16 protein-coding genes and 1 rRNA gene are annotated in these 15854 nt (G+C 70.9%); 5 read left to right on the forward strand and 12 right to left on the reverse strand.

Going from position 1 to position 15854, the window contains the following annotated elements:
* Window positions 1–81: 81 nt before the first annotated feature.
* Window positions 82–198: ribosomal RNA gene (gene rrf, locus ACFOSY_RS00005) — 5S ribosomal RNA — on the forward strand.
* 77 nt (window positions 199–275) lie between these two features.
* Here the strand turns inward: rrf and ACFOSY_RS00010 are convergent.
* From ACFOSY_RS00010 to ACFOSY_RS00025, 4 genes are read right to left on the reverse strand one after another with little or no spacing between them, the layout of a single operon-like run.
* Window positions 276–950 carry a response regulator gene (locus tag ACFOSY_RS00010; protein WP_394304663.1) on the reverse strand — a complete coding sequence of 225 codons (675 nt, stop codon included), beginning with the start codon at window positions 948–950 and terminating at the stop codon, window positions 276–278.
* Window positions 947–2221 carry a sensor histidine kinase gene (locus ACFOSY_RS00015; RefSeq protein WP_394304664.1) on the reverse strand — a complete coding sequence of 425 codons (1275 nt, stop codon included), beginning with the start codon at window positions 2219–2221 and terminating at the stop codon, window positions 947–949. Before ACFOSY_RS00015 ends, ACFOSY_RS00010 begins: the two co-directional genes overlap by 4 nt.
* Window positions 2218–2997, reverse strand: coding sequence for an ABC transporter permease (locus tag ACFOSY_RS00020; protein WP_394304665.1), 780 nt, complete (start codon window positions 2995–2997; stop codon window positions 2218–2220). The genes ACFOSY_RS00015 and ACFOSY_RS00020 overlap by 4 nt, the downstream gene beginning before the upstream one ends.
* A complete protein-coding gene (locus tag ACFOSY_RS00025) occupies window positions 2994–3917 on the reverse strand; it encodes an ABC transporter ATP-binding protein (RefSeq protein WP_394304666.1) in 924 nt (307 codons plus the stop codon). The genes ACFOSY_RS00020 and ACFOSY_RS00025 overlap by 4 nt, the downstream gene beginning before the upstream one ends.
* A 92-nt stretch (window positions 3918–4009) precedes the next feature.
* On the opposite strand from ACFOSY_RS00025, the gene ACFOSY_RS00030 reads away from it, so the two are divergent.
* The gene (locus ACFOSY_RS00030; RefSeq protein ID WP_394304667.1) at window positions 4010–4573 is read left to right on the forward strand and encodes a GNAT family N-acetyltransferase; all 564 of its coding nucleotides are present in this window, start codon (window positions 4010–4012) and stop codon (window positions 4571–4573) included.
* Here ACFOSY_RS00030 and ACFOSY_RS00035 read toward each other — a convergent pair.
* The 8 genes from ACFOSY_RS00035 to ACFOSY_RS00070 form a co-directional block, all read right to left on the reverse strand.
* Window positions 4562–6055, reverse strand: a complete 1494-nt coding sequence (locus ACFOSY_RS00035; RefSeq protein ID WP_394304668.1) for a type IV secretory system conjugative DNA transfer family protein — start codon at window positions 6053–6055, stop codon at window positions 4562–4564. The genes ACFOSY_RS00030 and ACFOSY_RS00035 overlap by 12 nt on opposite strands.
* Window positions 6056–6075: 20 nt before the next feature.
* On the reverse strand, window positions 6076–7485 hold the full coding sequence (locus ACFOSY_RS00040) for an ATP-binding protein (RefSeq protein ID WP_394304669.1): 1410 nt from the start codon (window positions 7483–7485) through the stop codon (window positions 6076–6078).
* 14 nt (window positions 7486–7499) lie between these two features.
* The gene (locus ACFOSY_RS00045; RefSeq protein ID WP_394304670.1) at window positions 7500–9059 is read right to left on the reverse strand and encodes an SCO6880 family protein; all 1560 of its coding nucleotides are present in this window, start codon (window positions 9057–9059) and stop codon (window positions 7500–7502) included.
* Entirely contained in the window at window positions 9056–10375 is a 1320-nt protein-coding gene (locus ACFOSY_RS00050) for a hypothetical protein (RefSeq protein ID WP_394304671.1), read from the reverse strand. The genes ACFOSY_RS00045 and ACFOSY_RS00050 overlap by 4 nt, the downstream gene beginning before the upstream one ends.
* Entirely contained in the window at window positions 10365–11165 is an 801-nt protein-coding gene (locus ACFOSY_RS00055) for a hypothetical protein (protein ID WP_394304672.1), read from the reverse strand. Before ACFOSY_RS00055 ends, ACFOSY_RS00050 begins: the two co-directional genes overlap by 11 nt.
* Window positions 11166–11365: 200 nt before the next feature.
* Entirely contained in the window at window positions 11366–11674 is a 309-nt protein-coding gene (locus tag ACFOSY_RS00060; RefSeq protein WP_006136301.1) for a hypothetical protein, read from the reverse strand.
* Window positions 11675–11948: 274 nt separating this feature from the next.
* A complete protein-coding gene (locus tag ACFOSY_RS00065) occupies window positions 11949–12299 on the reverse strand; it encodes a DUF397 domain-containing protein (RefSeq protein WP_394304673.1) in 351 nt (116 codons plus the stop codon).
* A gap of 11 nt (window positions 12300–12310) precedes the next feature.
* Complete coding sequence (locus ACFOSY_RS00070; protein ID WP_394304674.1) at window positions 12311–13156, reverse strand: helix-turn-helix domain-containing protein; 846 nt, start codon at window positions 13154–13156, stop codon at window positions 12311–12313.
* A 202-nt stretch (window positions 13157–13358) separates the two neighbouring features.
* Between ACFOSY_RS00070 and ACFOSY_RS00075 the strand changes: the two genes are divergently transcribed.
* From ACFOSY_RS00075 to ACFOSY_RS00085, 3 genes are all read left to right on the forward strand, one after another.
* On the forward strand, window positions 13359–13802 hold the full coding sequence (locus ACFOSY_RS00075; RefSeq protein ID WP_394304675.1) for an ATP-binding protein: 444 nt from the start codon (window positions 13359–13361) through the stop codon (window positions 13800–13802).
* 57 nt (window positions 13803–13859) lie between these two features.
* Complete coding sequence (locus ACFOSY_RS00080; protein ID WP_394304676.1) at window positions 13860–14906, forward strand: C40 family peptidase; 1047 nt, start codon at window positions 13860–13862, stop codon at window positions 14904–14906.
* A 210-nt stretch (window positions 14907–15116) separates the two neighbouring features.
* The gene (locus ACFOSY_RS00085; RefSeq protein WP_394304677.1) at window positions 15117–15824 is read left to right on the forward strand and encodes a phosphatase PAP2 family protein; all 708 of its coding nucleotides are present in this window, start codon (window positions 15117–15119) and stop codon (window positions 15822–15824) included.
* Window positions 15825–15854: the final 30 nt, after the last annotated feature.

Below are 15854 nucleotides of genomic sequence, written 5' to 3' on the forward strand. Positions count from 1 at the left end.
CTCGCGTCCACTGTGTTGGTTCTGAAACCACGAACAACCCCATGCAGGTCACGCATGGTGCGGTTGTCAGTTTCATAGTGTTTCGGTGGTCATAGCGTAGGGGAAACGCCCGGTTACATTCCGAACCCGGAAGCTAAGCCTTACAGCGCCGATGGTACTGCAGGGGGGACCCTGTGGGAGAGTAGGACGCCGCCGAACAATTCTTGAAGAGAAAGCCCCCGTGCCATTCGGTACGGGGGCTTTCTGCGTTTCCGGTGCGTCCCCGGTGCGTCCTTCTACGGCTGTACCAACCCCGTTTCATACGCGCAGATCACCGCCTGGACCCGGTCCCGCGAACCCGTCTTCGCGAGGACGCGGCCCACGTGGGTCTTCACCGTTGACTCGGCGAGGTGGAGACGCGCGGCGATCTCCGTGTTCGTCCAGCCCTTTCCGATGACCGTCAGGATCTCCCGCTCGCGGTCCGTCAGCGCGGCCAGCCGGGGGTCGGGCGGCGAGGACACGGACGAGGACGCGGTGCTGCCGGCGGGGAGATGGTGGACATAGGCGTCCAGCAGGCGGCGGGTGAGGGCAGGGGCCACCACGGCGTCTCCGGAGGCGACAGCCCGTATGCCGGAGAGGAGGTCCTCCGGCTGGGCGTCCTTGACGAGGAAACCGGAGGCTCCGGCGCGGAGTCCCGCGTAGGCGTACTCGTCCAGGTCGAACGTGGTGAGGATGAGGACGCGGGTGCGGTCGCCGGAGGCGGTGATGCGTCGGGTGGCCTCGATGCCGTCCAGACCGGGCATGCGGACGTCCATCAGCACGACGTCCGGTCGGAGCTCCGCGGCCTTGCGGACCGCTTCCGTGCCGTTCGCGGCCTCGTCCAGGACCGTCATGTCGTCCTGGCTCTCCAGCAGCATGCGGAATCCGAAGCGCTGGAGCGGCTGGTCGTCGGCGATCAGGACGGTGGTCACGGGGTGGAATCCTCCGGGAGGAGAAGGTGGACGCGCCAGCCGCGTTGTGGGTGCGGGCGCGGGCCGGCTTCCAGGGTGCCGCCGTACAGCGCTGTGCGTTCCCGCATTCCGGTGAGTCCCCGGCCGCCGTTCGTCGTCGGGGCGCAGCCGCGGCCGGTGTCGGTGACGGTGAGCGTCACCGCTCCCGAGGCGGCGTAGGACAGGGCGATGTCGGCGGTGGCGTCCGGGCCGGCGTGCTTGAGGGTGTTGGTGAGGGCTTCCTGGATGACGCGGTAGAGGGTGAGCTGCCGGCCGGGGGAGATGGCCGGGTCGCCCTCGACGGTCGCCCGGACGGGCAGTCCGGCGCGTCGGACACCGTCGAGGAGGCGGTCGAGGTCGGTGAGCGCCGGCTGGGGGGTGAGGTCGGCGGGGGCGGGCTCGTCGTCGCGCAGGACGTCCAGCAGGCGGCGCAGCTCGGTGAGGGCCTGCCTGCTGGTGCCCGCGATGGCGTCCAGGGCCTGTGCGGCACGCTCGGGGGACTTGGCGGCGGCGTAGCGGCCGCCGTCGGCGAGGCCCGTGATGACGGACAGGTTGTGGCCGATGATGTCGTGCATCTCCCGGGCTATCCGGGTGCGTTCGGCGGCCGCGGCGAGGCGGGCCTGCTGGTCGCGTTCGATCTCCAGGCGGTGTGCGCGGTCCTCCAGGGCCACGGTGTGGTCGCGGCGGGTGCGGACCGTGACGCCGACGGCGACCGCGACGAGGAGGGACATCAGGTGCGGACCGAGCTCCTCGTCGGCGGGGCCCTTCGGATGGCGCAGGACCGTCAGGACGACCGGGGCCGTCGACACCGCCGCCACCCACCACAGGGAGCGCAGCGGGCGGCGCAGGGTGATGTGGAAGACGACGAGCAGGTGGAGGAGGGCCGCCTGGAGGAGGGCTCCCGTCCAGGCGTTGACCAGCAGGGCCGGCGTCATCACCAGCAGCACCGCGCGGGGGTGGGCACGGCGTCGGAGGAGAGGGACGGTCAGCGCGAGACTGAGGGCGAGGACCAGGCCGTCGGGAACGCCGGGGTTCCGGGTGATGCGGGTCCAGCCGCCGCCGTAGAAGTCGATGAGGGCGGCCGTCGTCCAGAAGGCCGTGAGGTGCAGGTCCCAGAGGAGCGGGCGGCGCCGGTCGACGGCGCGCACCCGCTGCACGGTCCGCTGGAGGTACTGGGTGATGGGCTCCGCTGTCTGGTCCTCCGGCACGCGGTCCATGGTGCTGGTCGCGCCGCTCGTGCGGAAGAGCGTCATACGTCCCGTCGCCTGAGCAGGAGGGCCGCCAGGGCGAGGCTTCCCGCCGTCCACAGGGCCATCGAGAGGAGGGCCGCGCCGGGTGAGGGCATGCCGGGCTGCGGGGTGGCGTGGGTGAGGGCTTCGACGGCCTTGGCGGGGAAGTGGCGGGCGGCGTCGTCGACGACGTCGTAGGGGATCAGGGGGAGGAGTTCCGGCAGGATCATCGTGAGCCCGATCAGGGCGCCGATGCCGGCCGGGACCGAGCGGAGCATCGAGCCGAGCGCCAGGGCGAGGACGCCGAGGAGGGCGAGCCCCGCGGCGTTGGTGACGAGGGCCCGGGCCACGCCGGGGTCGGTGAGGGACGCGGCGTGCGCGGTGTCGGCGAGGAAGGTCTGCGCGAGGGGGAAGGTGACGAGGTTGGTGGTGAGCACGGTGAGGAAGCCGGCGCAGGCCAGCACGGCGGCCTTGGACCAGAGCACCGGCAGCCTGCGGGGCACGGCGGTCATGGTGGCCCGGATCTGGCCGGTGGAGTGCTCGCCGGCGGTGGTCAGGACGCCGAGGGTGCCGAGCACGACGTAGGTGAACTGCATGCCGAGCAGGATCATCAGGACGGTGTCGATGTCGTCGTCACCGCCGCCGTCCTCGTAGCTCGCGGCGACGAGCAGGCCGGTGCCGAGGGTGAGGACGACGGTGAGGCCGAGGCCGATCCAGGTGGAGCGGAGCGTCGTCAGCTTGTGCCACTCGGAGCGCAGGACGCGGGCCGGGGTGACCCGGTGGAGGTCGGTGGTGGTCATGCGGCTGCTCCCTGAGGGCCGGTGTACTCGACGGCGTCGTGGGTGAGGGTCATGAAGGCGTCCTCCAGCGAGGACGTGGACGGGGTGAGTTCGTAGAGGGGGATGTTGTGGGCGGCGGCGGTGCGGCCGATGTGTTCGGCGGTGGTGCCGCGGATGTCCAGCGCCCCGGCGGTGTCCGTGATGTCGACGCCCGGGGCTTGGAGCAGGGCGGTGAGGGCGTTCGGGTCGGGGGTGACCACGCGGACCGAGCCCGCCCCCGAGTCCCGTACGAAGTCGGTGACCGTGGTGTCGGCGAGGAGACGGCCGCGGCCGATGACGATCAGGTGGTCGGCGGTCAGGGCCATTTCGCTCATGAGGTGGGAGGAGACCAGGACGGTGCGGCCCTCGGCGGCGAGGGACTTGAGGAGGGTGCGGATCCACCGGACGCCCTCGGGGTCGAGGCCGTTGACCGGTTCGTCGAGGACGAGGGTGGCCGGGTCGCCCAGCAGCGCGGCGGCGATGCCGAGGCGTTGGCCCATGCCGAGGGAGAAGCCCTTGACCCTGCGGTCCGCCACCTCGGTGAGACCGGTGAGGTCCAGGACCTCGTCGACGCGCCGCTTCGGCAGGCCGTGCGTGAGGGCCAGGCCGCGCAGGTGGTGGCGGGCGGTGCGGCCGGGGTGGACGGATCGGGCCTCCAGGAGGGCGCCGACCTCGGTGAGGGGCGCGGGGTGGGCGGCGTAGGAGCGGCCGGCGACGGTGACTGTGCCGGACGTCGGGGCGTCCAGGCCGAGGATCATCCGCATGGTGGTGGACTTGCCGGCGCCGTTCGGGCCGAGGAAGCCGGTCACGGTGCCGGGGCGGACGGTGAAGGTCAGGTCGTCGACGGCCGTCTTCCCGTTCCTGCCGCCGTAGCGTTTCGTGAGGTGCTGCGCCGTAATCATGGGTCGATGCTCGTCGGCGCGGGGGCGGCGGGCGTCGGACGGCGGCCTTATTCCCTTGTGGGGCCGTGGTACCCGGGTACTACCGTGGCCGCATGAGCTACAAGGTCCGTTCCCTGCATGCAGACGAGTGGCCCCGGGCCAAGGCCTTGCGGCTGGAGGCGCTGCGGGATCCCGTGGCGTCCCTCGCCTTCATGGAGACCTACGAGTCCGCCGCCGCCGAGCCCGACTCCTTCTGGCAGGGGCGGGCCGAGCGCAGTGCCGCAGGGGCGTCCGGGGCGCAGCAGATCATCGCCGAGGGGCCGGACGGGGAGTGGGTCGGGACGGTCACCGTGCTGATGGAGGAGGCCGGGGGCACGGACTGGGCCGGGCTGCCCGTCGAGCGGCTCCAGGGGCATCTGGTCGGGGTGTACGTGCAGCCGGGGCACCGGGGGATCGGGCTCACGGAGGTGCTGTTCGACGCCGGGCTCGAGTGGGCGTGGGCGCGGGGCGCCGAGCGGGTGCGGCTGCTGGTGCACGAGGACAACGCGCGGGCGCTGCGGGCCTACCGCAAGGCCGGGTTCACCGAGACCGGGGTGACGACGACGCTGGGCCCCGAGCCGGGCGAGCGGGAACTGGAGCTGGCCGTGGAGCGGCCGGACCCGGAGTCAGACGGGTAGTTCCGCGTGCGGCCAGCGGGCGCGGGCCTGTTCGCGGGAGCGGAGGAGGGCGACCGTGGGCATGCCGCGCTCGGGGCCGGCCGCGAGGAGGTCCGGGAGCTGGGGGAGGGGCGCCACCGCCGCCACGTCGTCGAGGACGAGGGTGAATGGTGGGTCGAGCCGACCGGAGGATGACCGTTCGGCCATGCGCCGGCCGTGCTCGACCACGTACGAGACGAGCGCCGTCAGCAAAGGCATGGCACCCGGGCCGGTGCGCGGATCCTCGATGGATTCGCCCACGACGTAAAGCGTTCCCCCTTCGTGGATGAAGGAATCCAAGGCGAGGGCATCACTTCGGTGCGGATTGCAGGCTTCGCGGACGTTGACCGTGGAGAGGGCCGCCAGCGCACGCGCCGTCAGCTGCTGGGCCATGTCCCGGCGTTCGGGGTGCGCGGTGAGCGTCGCCTCGAGCTCGCCCGCGGAGCCGGAGGCCGCCTTGGGGTGGGTGCGCAGGACCCGTACGGCGTCCTGGACCTGGAGGCCCTGCGCCCAGCGGTGGACGTGGCGGACGGTGCGGCCGTCGACGGCGGCCGCGTGCAGGTAGCTGCGCAGCAGCAGTTCGGCGGTGTCGGCGAGCTGCTGGTCGAGCCGTGAGGTGGGGCGTACGGGGGCGAGGAGCGCGGCCGCGCGGGCGGTGGCGGTGTCCTTGTCCTCGCAGCCGGCGGTGGGCGACCAGTGGAGGCGGGCCGGGGTGTCGCAGAGGTGCGTCGGGTCGTAGAGGTGCGTGGGGCCGAGCTTGGCGCGGGCGTCCTTGGTGTCGTACCAGAGGGTCGGGTTGGACGTGAGGACGAGGGCGGGGCCTTCGGCGTCGCGTACGGCCTGGGCGGCGGCGGTGTGGCGGGTGGCCGGGGGGCCGTAGTGGAGGCCGGGGGTGGTCGTCTCCGCGGTGGGCGGAGGGGCCGGGGCGGGTTCGGGGGGCCGCGGGGCGGGGACCTCGTGGACCGGTGCGGGCTCGGGGGCGGGTGTCGGCTGGGGCTCGGGTGCCGGTTCCGGTGCCGGTTCCGGCATCGGCTTCGGTTCGGGCATCGGCTGCGGGGAGGCGGGTGCCTCCGTCGCCCGCACCTCCGCCCGCCCCCGCGCCCGTACCGCCCGCCAGCGGGCCACCGTGCCCAGGACGAACACGGTGAGGACCACCACGATCATCAGCTGGCCGATGAGCAGGCCCCAGAAGAGGCCGTAGCCGGAGAGGTCGGCGGGCGGGGTGTCGGGCCAGGCGCCGGGGACGTCGTGCGGGCTGGCGATCAGGTGGCGCATGGCGAGCGGGGTGTGGGTGAAGGAGAGGCCGGACGGCCAGTGGCCGTGGGCGAAGAGGCCCGCGAGGCCGGTGGCCGTCCACACCATCGCCGTCATGCCGAGGAGGAACGCGAGCACCCCGACGAGCAGTCCGTCCGGGATGCCGCCGCTCTGGCCGCCGCCGTGCCCGCGCCGCTCGTCCGGTCTCACGCGTCCCCCTCCTGCCGTTCCTACGCCACCGTGGACTCGGAGTCCCCGACGTGCTGTTCCATGAAGGCCGCCGCCCGCTCCTCCGCCTCCAGCTCGGCGGCGCGCAGGGCGTCGTCGGCGAGGTCGGAGGACGACTCGGTCATCGCGCGGTCGGTGAAGACCAGGGGGCGTTCCGTCTCGGTGACCAGGTGTTTGACGACCTGGACGTTGCCGTTGACGTCCCAGACCGCGATGCCGGGGGTGAGCGTCGGGATGATCTCCACGGCCCACCGGGGCAGGCCGAGCACCCGGCCCGTGGCCCGAGCCTCGTCCGCCTTCTGGGCGTAGATGGTGCGGGTCGAGGCCATCTTCAGGATGGCCGCGGCCTCCTTGGCCGCCGCTCCGTCCACCACGTCGGACAGGTGGTGGACGACCGCGACGAAGGACAGGCCGAGGCGCCGGCCGAACTTGAGCAGCCGCTGGAACAGCTGCGCCACGAACGGGCTGTTGATGATGTGCCAGGCCTCCTCGACCAGGAAGATGCGCTTCTTCCGGTCGGGGCGGATCCAGGTGTGCTCCAGCCACACGCCCACGATCGCCATGAGGATCGGCATGGCGATGGAGTTGCGGTCGATGTGGGACAGGTCGAAGACGATGAGCGGGGCGTCCAGGTCGATGCCGACGGTCGTCGGGCCGTCGAACATGCCGCGCAGGTCACCGTCGACCAGGCGGTCCAGGACCAGCGCGACGTCCAGGCCCCACGCCCGGACGTCGTCTATGGCGACGTTCATCGCCTCGGCCGACTCCGGTTCGGGGTGGCGGAGCTGGTCGACGATGTCGGAGAGCACCGGCTGGCGTTCGACGACGGTCTCGTTGACGTAGGCGTGGGCGACCTTCAGGGCGAAGCCGGAGCGCTCGTCGAGGCTGTGCCCCATGGCGACCTCGATGATGGTGCGCAGCAGCGCCAGCTGGCCCGTCGTGGTGATGGACGGGTCGAGCGGGTTGAGCCGGATGCCGTGGTCCAGGGCGGCCATCGGGTCGAGCCGGATGGGGGTGATGCCGAGTTCCTGCGCGACGAGGTTCCACTCGCCGACGCCGTCCTCGCCCTGTGCGTCCAGGACGACGACCTGGCGGTCGCGGAAGCGCAGCTGGCGCAGGACGTACGTCTTCTCCAGCGCGGACTTGCCGTTGCCGGACTCGCCGAGGACCAGCCAGTGGGGGGCGGGGAGCTGCTGGCCGTAGAGCTGGAAGGGGTCGTAGATGTAGCCCTTCCCGGAGTAGACCTCGCGGCCGATGATGACGCCGGAGTCGCCGAGGCCGGGCGCGGCGGTCGGCAGGTACACCGCCTGCGCCTGGCCCGTGGACGTGCGTACCGGCAGCCGGGTCGTCTCGACCTTCCCGAACAGGAAGGACGTGAAGGCGTCGGTGACGACGGACAGCGGATCCCGCATCTTCAGCTCAGCCCCTACCTACGAATGCCGGTGGCGAACGGGAGAGTGTTCACGAACGCGCGGTGGTGCTCGCGGTCGCACCACTCCAGCTTCAGGTACGACTTTCCGGCCGAGGCCCGTATCGTCCGCTTGTCGCGGGCCAGGGCCTCGGGTGTGCGGGAGGAGACGGTGATGTAGCCGACCAGGTTGACGCCCGCGGCGCCGCTGGCGAGGTCCTCGCCGCGCTGGTCGAGCCTGCTGTGCGCGGCGACGTCGCGGGGGTCGACGGTGCGGTTCATCTTGGCGGCGCGGGACGCCTCCGCCTCGTCGTTGGTCTTCTCGGTCAGCATGCGCTCGATGGCGACCTCGGTGGGTTCGAGGTCCATCGTGACGGCGACCGTGCGGATCACGTCCGGGGTGTGGACGAGCAGCGGCGCGAGGAAGTTCACGCCGACCGGGGTCATCGGCCACTCCTTCACCCAGGCCGTGGCGTGGCACCAGGGGGCGCGGGTGGCGGACTCGCGGGTCTTGGCCTGGAGGTAGGTGGGTTCCGTGGCGTCCAGCTCGGCCGGCCAGGCGTTGCGCCGGGACATGGCCTGGATGTGGTCGATCGGGTGGTCCGGGTCGTACATGGAGTGGACCAGCGAGGACAGCCTGCTCTGGCCGAGCGGCTGGCGTACGCGGATGTCGGCCTCCTGGAGCCGGGAGCAGATGTCGGTCAGCTCGCGGGCCATGACGACGGCGAGGCCCGCGTCCCGGTCGACCCGGCCGCCGCCCTGGCTGCGCATGGCGCGGGCCATGGTGTTGGCCTCGGCGGCCAGTTCGCGGGTGTAGTGCATGCAGGCGACGAGGTAGGCGCGGTGCTGCTCGCTGCTGGTCGACACCATCGACTGGAGCTGGTCGTACGACTGCTGGAGCCAGGCGGGCGCCCTGTCGTCGCCGCGTACGGCGACGTCCTTGGCGTGCGCGTCGGGGTCGGCGGGCAGGGTGCGGGCGAGCATCTGGAGGCGGGTGACGAAGCCGTCGCCGTTCGCCACGTGCTTGAGCAGCGTGCCGAAGCGGTCGACGAGGGCCTCCTGGTCCTCGGAGTCGCGCAGGCCGACGCCGGGGCCCTCGATCTCGATGGCGGCGGTGACGGTCCTGCGGTCGGCGTGCAGCAGCACGGCGATCTCGTCGGGCCCGAACGGCGCGGCCAGCCAGGTGATCCTGCCGATGCCGGGCGGCGGGCCGACCTCCACCTCGCGGCCGTCGAGCCGGGTGCCGGCCTCGACGACCCCGGAGCGGTAGGTGGCGCCGCGGCGCAGGGTGCGCTTGTAACTGCGGTTGATCTCGAACCACTTGTAGAACGTGCGGTGCTTGTACGGCACGTACACGGCGGCCAGCGCGAGCATCGGCAGGCCCGCCAGCAGCACGATCCGCACGGACAGGACGGGGACGAGGAGCCCGCACATCATGCCGAGGAACGCGCCGATGACGATGAGCGCGATCTCACCGGTCTCGCGATTGCGGCCGACGATCGCGTTCGGCCGGGCGCGGCCGATCAGATACGTACGGCGGGGCGTGACCGCGGGGGACAGATGGGACTCGGTCGTCAACGCCCTTCACCTCCCGTGCGATTGGTACTGCTGTTGCGGGTGCCGGCGTGCGGTGTGTTCACCGGGCTCGCCGACCGGGGCTGGGGTGCGGCGGAGGGGACGGATCCGCCGCCGCCCGAGGGGCGGGAGCTGTGCGCGGCCACTCCCCCGGAGGCGGGGTTGGCCGGGCGGGGCGCGGAGGACTGGCCGCCGCCGTGGTTGTCGGCGCGGGTGCTGTGGGTCTTGATGCCCTGGGCGACCAGGGTGGCCGGGGAGCTGATGACGGCGGCCGCCTTGCCCTCGGCGCCCTGCATGATGCGGTTGTTGCGGGAGCCGGCGATCTCGTCGCCGAAGCCGGGGACGAAGCGGTAGATCATCGCCGAGGCGAAGATGGCGAGCAGGATGATCGCCAGTCCGGAGACCACGGCGGAGAAGGCGTCCGGGCCCTCGTCCGCGGAGAGCGCGCCGGCCAGGCCGAGCACGATCACGATGACCGGCTTCACCATGATCACGGCGATCATGATGCCCGCCCAGCGGCGGACGTGGCCCCACAGGTTCTTGTCGACCAGGCCCGCGTAGACGACGGTGCCGAGGAGGGCGCCGACGTAGAGCAGGGCGGCGCGGATCACCAGCTCCAGCCAGAGGACGCCGGCGGCGAGGATGGAGACGAGGGAGACGACGATCAGCATGATCGGGCCGCCGCCGATGTCGTCGCCCTTCTCCAGGGCGCCGGAGAACGTCCCGAAGAACGTGTCCGTCTGGTCGCCCGTCGCCTTCGCCAGCACGTCGGTGACGCCGTCGGTCGCGGAGACGACGGTGTAGAGGATCAGCGGGGTGAAGGCGGAGGCGAGCACGGTCAGCCAGAGGAAGCCGATCGCCTCGGACAGGGCGGTGGTCAGCGGCACACCGCGGACGGCCCGCTTGGCGACCGCGAGCAGCCACAGCAGCAGGGTGAGGATCGTCGACGCGGCGAAGACGACGGCGTACTGCTGGAGGAACGTGTCGTTGGTGAAGTCCACCTTCGCGGTGTCCTCGACGGCGGCGCTGAGCTGCTTGACCGTCCAGGACGCGGCGTCGGCGCAGCCGCGGGCGAGGGAGGCGAGGGGGTCGAGGGCGGAGGTGGGGTCGTTGAGGGTGGAGCGGCCTCCACCTCCTCCGGAGCCGCCTTCGTCCCGCTCGCAGTACTGCTTCGCAGGGCCGATGAGAAGGTCGCAGGGGTCGTCACTTGGCGCGGGAGTGGGCGCCGCGACGGCGCGCCCGGCCAGTCCGACGGCGGCCGCCGGGACAGCGGCGACCACTGCGGCGAGCTTGAGTACGCGACGCGGGCTACCGGGCATATGTGAACCCTCCGTACTCCTCGACAGCCTTGCTGATCTCTTCAGAGCTGGCGGCCCTGTCGTCTCCGGGGACCGGAGCAGGGCCGTCCTTCTGGGTGTCGGCGGAGATCTTCCAGTCCCCGTCGATCCACTGCAGTTCGAAGGTCCAGGTCTTCCAGGTGGTGGTCACCGGGTCGGTCGACTTCTCGCCGGACATGCCGATCAGGCCCATGTACCAGACCGCCACGCGGGCGTTGTTGTCGTCGTACTGCTCGACCCTCGTACCGACCGGAATGGTGCGCGAGACGAAGGTGCTGCCCTGCGGAGGGTTGCCGTTCGCATCGAGACCCAGCTTGCTCAGGAAGTCCGCGGAGTAGGCCTGGTCCATCGCGGGGCGGAGCTTCTCCGCGGCATCGGGGGTGTAGATGGCCCCGAGGATGGAGTGCCGGCTGTCCTCTTTGAACATGCCGTCAGAACCCAGCACTACGGAGTAGTTGGCCGCCGCACTCTCCGCCCCCTGCCGGTCGTGGGCGAAGCCCGCCGGGATGCCGGCCGCGCCCGGGGAGACCGGCTTCTCGCCCGACGCGGCCGTCGCCGCCGCCTTGGGGGAGTCCGCCCCCTCCTCCGCGTCGGAATCCCCGCCTCCACGGTTCGCGAAGGCGATGGCCGCGATGAGGAGGACCACCACGCCGACGACGGTGACCAGGCTGCGCGACGACGACCGGCCGTTTCTGCGCGCGCCGCCGTACGGGTCGCCGCTCGCCTCTGGCAGGCGGGTGCGGGTCCGGCCCGTGTCGTCTCCGAGACTCATGCCGCGTACGCCCCCTCAGCGTCGTGCGGGAACACCTCGTACTCCGTGTACTCCACGTACGACGGTAGCCGTACCGGCCGCCGCTCGGGCGTGGTGTGGTGACTGGACATCAGGGAAACGCAACCTCAGCCGGTGGGCACGACGGGCGGGTGGGATGGAGGGGATGCCGGGCGTGCCCGGTCGGGACCGATGGTGCGGGGTCAGACGGCCATGCCGTACACGATGGTGAACAGGGTGCCGAGTGAGCCGATGATGAAAACGCCCGTGAGCCCCGCGATGATGAGGCCCTTGCCCTGTTCGGCGGAGAAGGTGTCCCTCAACGCGGTGGCGCCGATGCGCTGCTTGGCCGCCCCCCAGATGGCGATGCCGAGGCAGATGAGGATGGCGACCGCCATGACCACTTCGATCATCACCTTGGCCTCGTTGCCCAGGCTGCCGAAGGGGCCCCAGTCCGGAGCGATCCCGCCGATGATGGTGTTGATGTCTCCCTCGTCGGCCGCAAAGAGCATGTAAGTCACCGCCCCTGTATGGGTAGTTCCGCATCCTCTGCGGGGGTGCAGAGGTCAGGCCTCATTGTCGCCGACGATGACGCCGTCGTATGTCGACTTGACGTCATCTGTTGGCGGGTTTCGTAGGAATAGCTTGCCACCGGCGCGCGCCGGACTCCGGGAGGGGCGCGCTCCGACGGGTGAAGAGTCGTATCGTCACTCTGTGTATCACGCTGGGTGATGCATCACAACGAACCGTGACGTCTTCCGTTCCGGCATCGGAGCGCGCCGACGGCTATGCCGTGAAGTGGTCGAACTCGCCCGCGCGTACGCCCTGGACGAAGGCGTCCCAGCGGCGGCGGTCGGTGGTGACGGCGGGGGCGCCGGGGACTCCCGGAGTGTGGAGACGGACGGTGTCGCCGTCGCCGGCGGTGGTCACTTCGAGGGCGGGAGCCTTAACGGCCTGCTGGGGTTCTCCCTTGAGGGAGTGGAGAAGGGCGCGGAAGGCGTCGGGGGTGGTGGTGAGGATCGCTCCGCCGGGGTCGGCGGACTCGGTTATGTGGATCCCGGCGGGGCCGGCGGCCACGTGCACGCAGGAGTCTCCCGAGCCGCACAGAGATGACTTCTGCCAGTTGAGTCCGGACATCGCGTTTCCTCTCACAGGTCTCGGATGAGGTGGTGGATGACGTCGCGTGACTTGTCCGGGGCGAGCGCCCTTGAGTCCAAACGGTCGAGCAGAACGCGGTACATGTCCAGTTGAGCCTCGGCATCGAGGAACACGGGCCCGTGGGACTGATCGAGATGGACGGTGTCGAGCTGGGGGATGGGGCCGTGCGAGTAGAAGATCGACTGCCCCGACCCCGGGAAACCTCCGGCGGTGAACGGCAGCACTCGGATGGTGATGTGCTCACGCTCGCTCATGTCCAGCAGGTGTTGCAGCTGCGCGCGGGCGGTCACTGGGCCGCCGAACTGCATGCGCAGCGCTGCCTCGTGGATCACGGCGTGGTACGGGACGGCGGAGTCTCGGTACAGCACGGCCTGGCGCTTGATGCGGAAGGACACCCGGTGCTCGATGTCCGGCGGTGGGAACTCGGGCACGACCTGCCGGAACAGTTCGCGTGCGTGTTCGGTGGTCTGTAGCAGGCCGGGGATGTGGACGGTCACGGCGCTACGTAGGTGAGTCGCGTGGTGCTCGACTTCGGCCAGGTTCAACAGCGCGGCGGGGAGGATTTCGCGGTACTCCTCCCACCAGCCGCGCTTGCGGTCCGCGGCCATGTCGCTGAGGGCTTGGACGAGCGCCGGATCGCCGCACTTGTAGTGGTGCGCCAGCGTACGTACCCGTTCCGGGCTCACACCGATGCGACCGGCTTCCGTATTGCTGATCTGGTTCTGCTTCACGCCGAGCAGTTGACCGGCCTCTGTGGCGGTGAGTCCCGCGCGCTCGCGCAGTTTCCGCAGCTCGGAGCCAAGTCGGAGCTGGCGGCCTGTCGGGCTGGTTCTCACGTTTCCTGACGCCCCCTCGGCGCTACGGTCACCCACTCGGGTGGAAGCTAATGCAGATCTAGAGATCTGGCTAATGCGTTAGCTGAACGCGGCTAGCTTGGTTACCAGGCGCCCCGCCCAGAAGCGCACCGATCGACGGGTCGGCATGCCACTGGGCACCTGTTCGCACGCACCCAACAGACCCCGCTGATCGGAGACTTCCATGTCCACCGTAGCCCCGCCCTGGTCCTACACCCTCCACCTCTCGCGCGATCCACGCTCACCGGGGATTGCCCGCTCGACCCTGCGGTCCGTCCTGGCCGCCTACAAGCTCGGCGGGCTCGCCCCCACGGCCGAACTGCTCGCCTCGGAGCTGCTGACCAATGCCCATCTGCACACCGGCGGCCCCTACGCGCTCCACATCAGCCCCACGGCGTCCGGGCAGCTCCGGCTGGGGGTGTGGGACAAGGACCCGACCGTCCCCTCCGGGCTGGGTGCCGGGTTCGCGCACGGCGTCATGCCGGACGAAGGCTCGGAAGGCGGACGGGGCCTGGCCCTCGTACGGGCGTACGCCGACGCCTGGGGCGCCTCGCCGCTGGGGGATACGGAAGGACCGTCCGGCGGGAAGGTGCTGTGGGCGGAATGCGGATGGCGCGGGCCGTCGTAGCGACCGCGCCAAAGTCCTCCGTGATCATCCCGAAGGGCGGGTGCCGCCTCTACACTGATGCCCGGCGGTGGACTGCCGGACGGCGAAGGGCGGTTGACGGTGCGTAAGGCATGGATCGCGGCAGGGATCGCCGTCAGCTCCACGCTCGCCTTCGTGATGCTGCTCGCCGTAGGGGTCTACGTCATCGCCGGGAATCTCGCCGGCGGAGTGGGCGGCGGTGCGGGCAAGGCGCTCGCCAAGGGGAGTGTGCCGGCCGCGTACCAGGCACTCGTGCAGAAGTGGGGCAACTACTGCCCTGCCATCAACCCGGCCCTGCTCGCCGCCCAGCTGTACCAGGAGAGCGGGTTCAACCCGAAGGCGCAGAGCCAGGCGGCGGCGCAGGGCATCGCCCAGTTCATCCCCGGCACCTGGGCCACGCACGGGATCGACGGGGACGGGGACGGGGACCGTGACGTGTGGGACCCGCAGGACGCGATCCCCTCGGCGGCGGCGTACGACTGCGCGCTCGCGTCGTATGTGAAGGACGTCGGCGGGAATCTGACCGAAAACATGCTCGCCTCGTACAACGCGGGGGCGTACGCGGTGATCAAGTACGGGGGTGTTCCGCCGTACGAGGAGACGCAGAACTACGTCAAGCGCATCCGCGCGCTGGAGGAGAGCTTCGCCGCGCCCGTGGGCCGGGTGGATCCCTCGCGGCAGGCCGCCGGGGCCATCGCGTACGCGCAGAAGAAGCTCGGGACGCTGTACCTGTGGGGCGGTAACGGCACGCCTGAGCAGGGCGGACGGTTCGACTGCTCGGGGCTGACCAAGGCCGCGTACGAGAGTGTGGGGATCGAGCTGCCCCGGGTGGCGAACGACCAGTACAACGCGGGTCCGCATCCGGACCGGGACGAGCTGCTGCCCGGTGATCTGGTGTTCTTCTCGGACGACCTGACCAATTCACGGGCCATCCGGCATGTGGGCATTTATGTCGGCGGCGGGTACATGATCGACGCGCCCCGGACCGGGGCCGTGATCCGATTCGACCCGATCGACACTCCTGACTACTTTGGTGCCACCCGGGTCACGGAAGATGGCGCGAAAGCGCTCCCCACGACGGTGTGAGCGGAACGACAAACGCCCCCCTGAACTGCGAAGACGCATCTCTCTTCGATAACGTCTGCGTGATCTTTCGGTGGAGTGTGGAACGTATCAGCGGGGACCGTGCGTTCCTGTTCTCGTAGCCGAGCGGACGAGCGGATCTACAGACCACGGGGGTGGCAGACACGGCGCGCGTCCGCGTGCCGGACGACATGACGAAGGGGCCGCAGCACCATGGCTGGACTCGCCGATTCCGGGTCGAACCCCGACGTCGACCTGCTCTACGACATCAACGGCCTGGCCAAGGCCGCCCCGACGTGGCTCGACCACGTCATGGAGTTCGTCGGTGAGTACGGGGTGCTCTTCGGCCTCGTCGCGATGGTGCTGTGGTGCTGGTGGGGCGTGCGCAAGCGCGGCGGTCCTGACGCCGCGTCATCGGTGGCGGCCCTCGTGTGGGCGCCGCTCGCGGCGGGTGTCGCGGTCCTGGTGAACGTGCCCATCCGCGGATTCGTCGAGCGGCCACGGCCGTTCAAGGACCACGAAGGGCTCGAGGTGCTCGTCGACGGCAAGGACGACTTCTCGTTCGTGAGCGACCACGCGACGCTCTGCATGGCGCTGGCGGTGGGTCTGTTCCTGGCCAACCGGCGCTTCGGCCTGGTCGCCCTGGTGCTGGGTCTGATCGGCGGTTTCATCCGCGTCTACATGGGCGTGCACTACCCGACCGACGTGGTGGGCGGCCTGGCGCTGGGCACGGCGGTCGCGCTGCTGCTGTCGCCGCTCGCGATGGCGCTGCTGACGCCGCTGATGCGGGCGGTGGAGCGGTCGCCGAAGGGCAGCTGGCTGATCGCGGCGCGGCCGCAGGGGCAGCGCCGGCGGGTGGCCGAGCGGAGCAGGGGCCGGGCCGCGGGCTCCGAGCCCGAGGAGCGGGACCTGGCGGCCTGACGACGACACGACCGCACGGCCAGGGCCCGT

Source organism: Streptomyces lusitanus (assembly GCF_042647945.1).
Lineage (GTDB): Bacteria > Actinomycetota > Actinomycetes > Streptomycetales > Streptomycetaceae > Streptomyces > Streptomyces pseudogriseolus.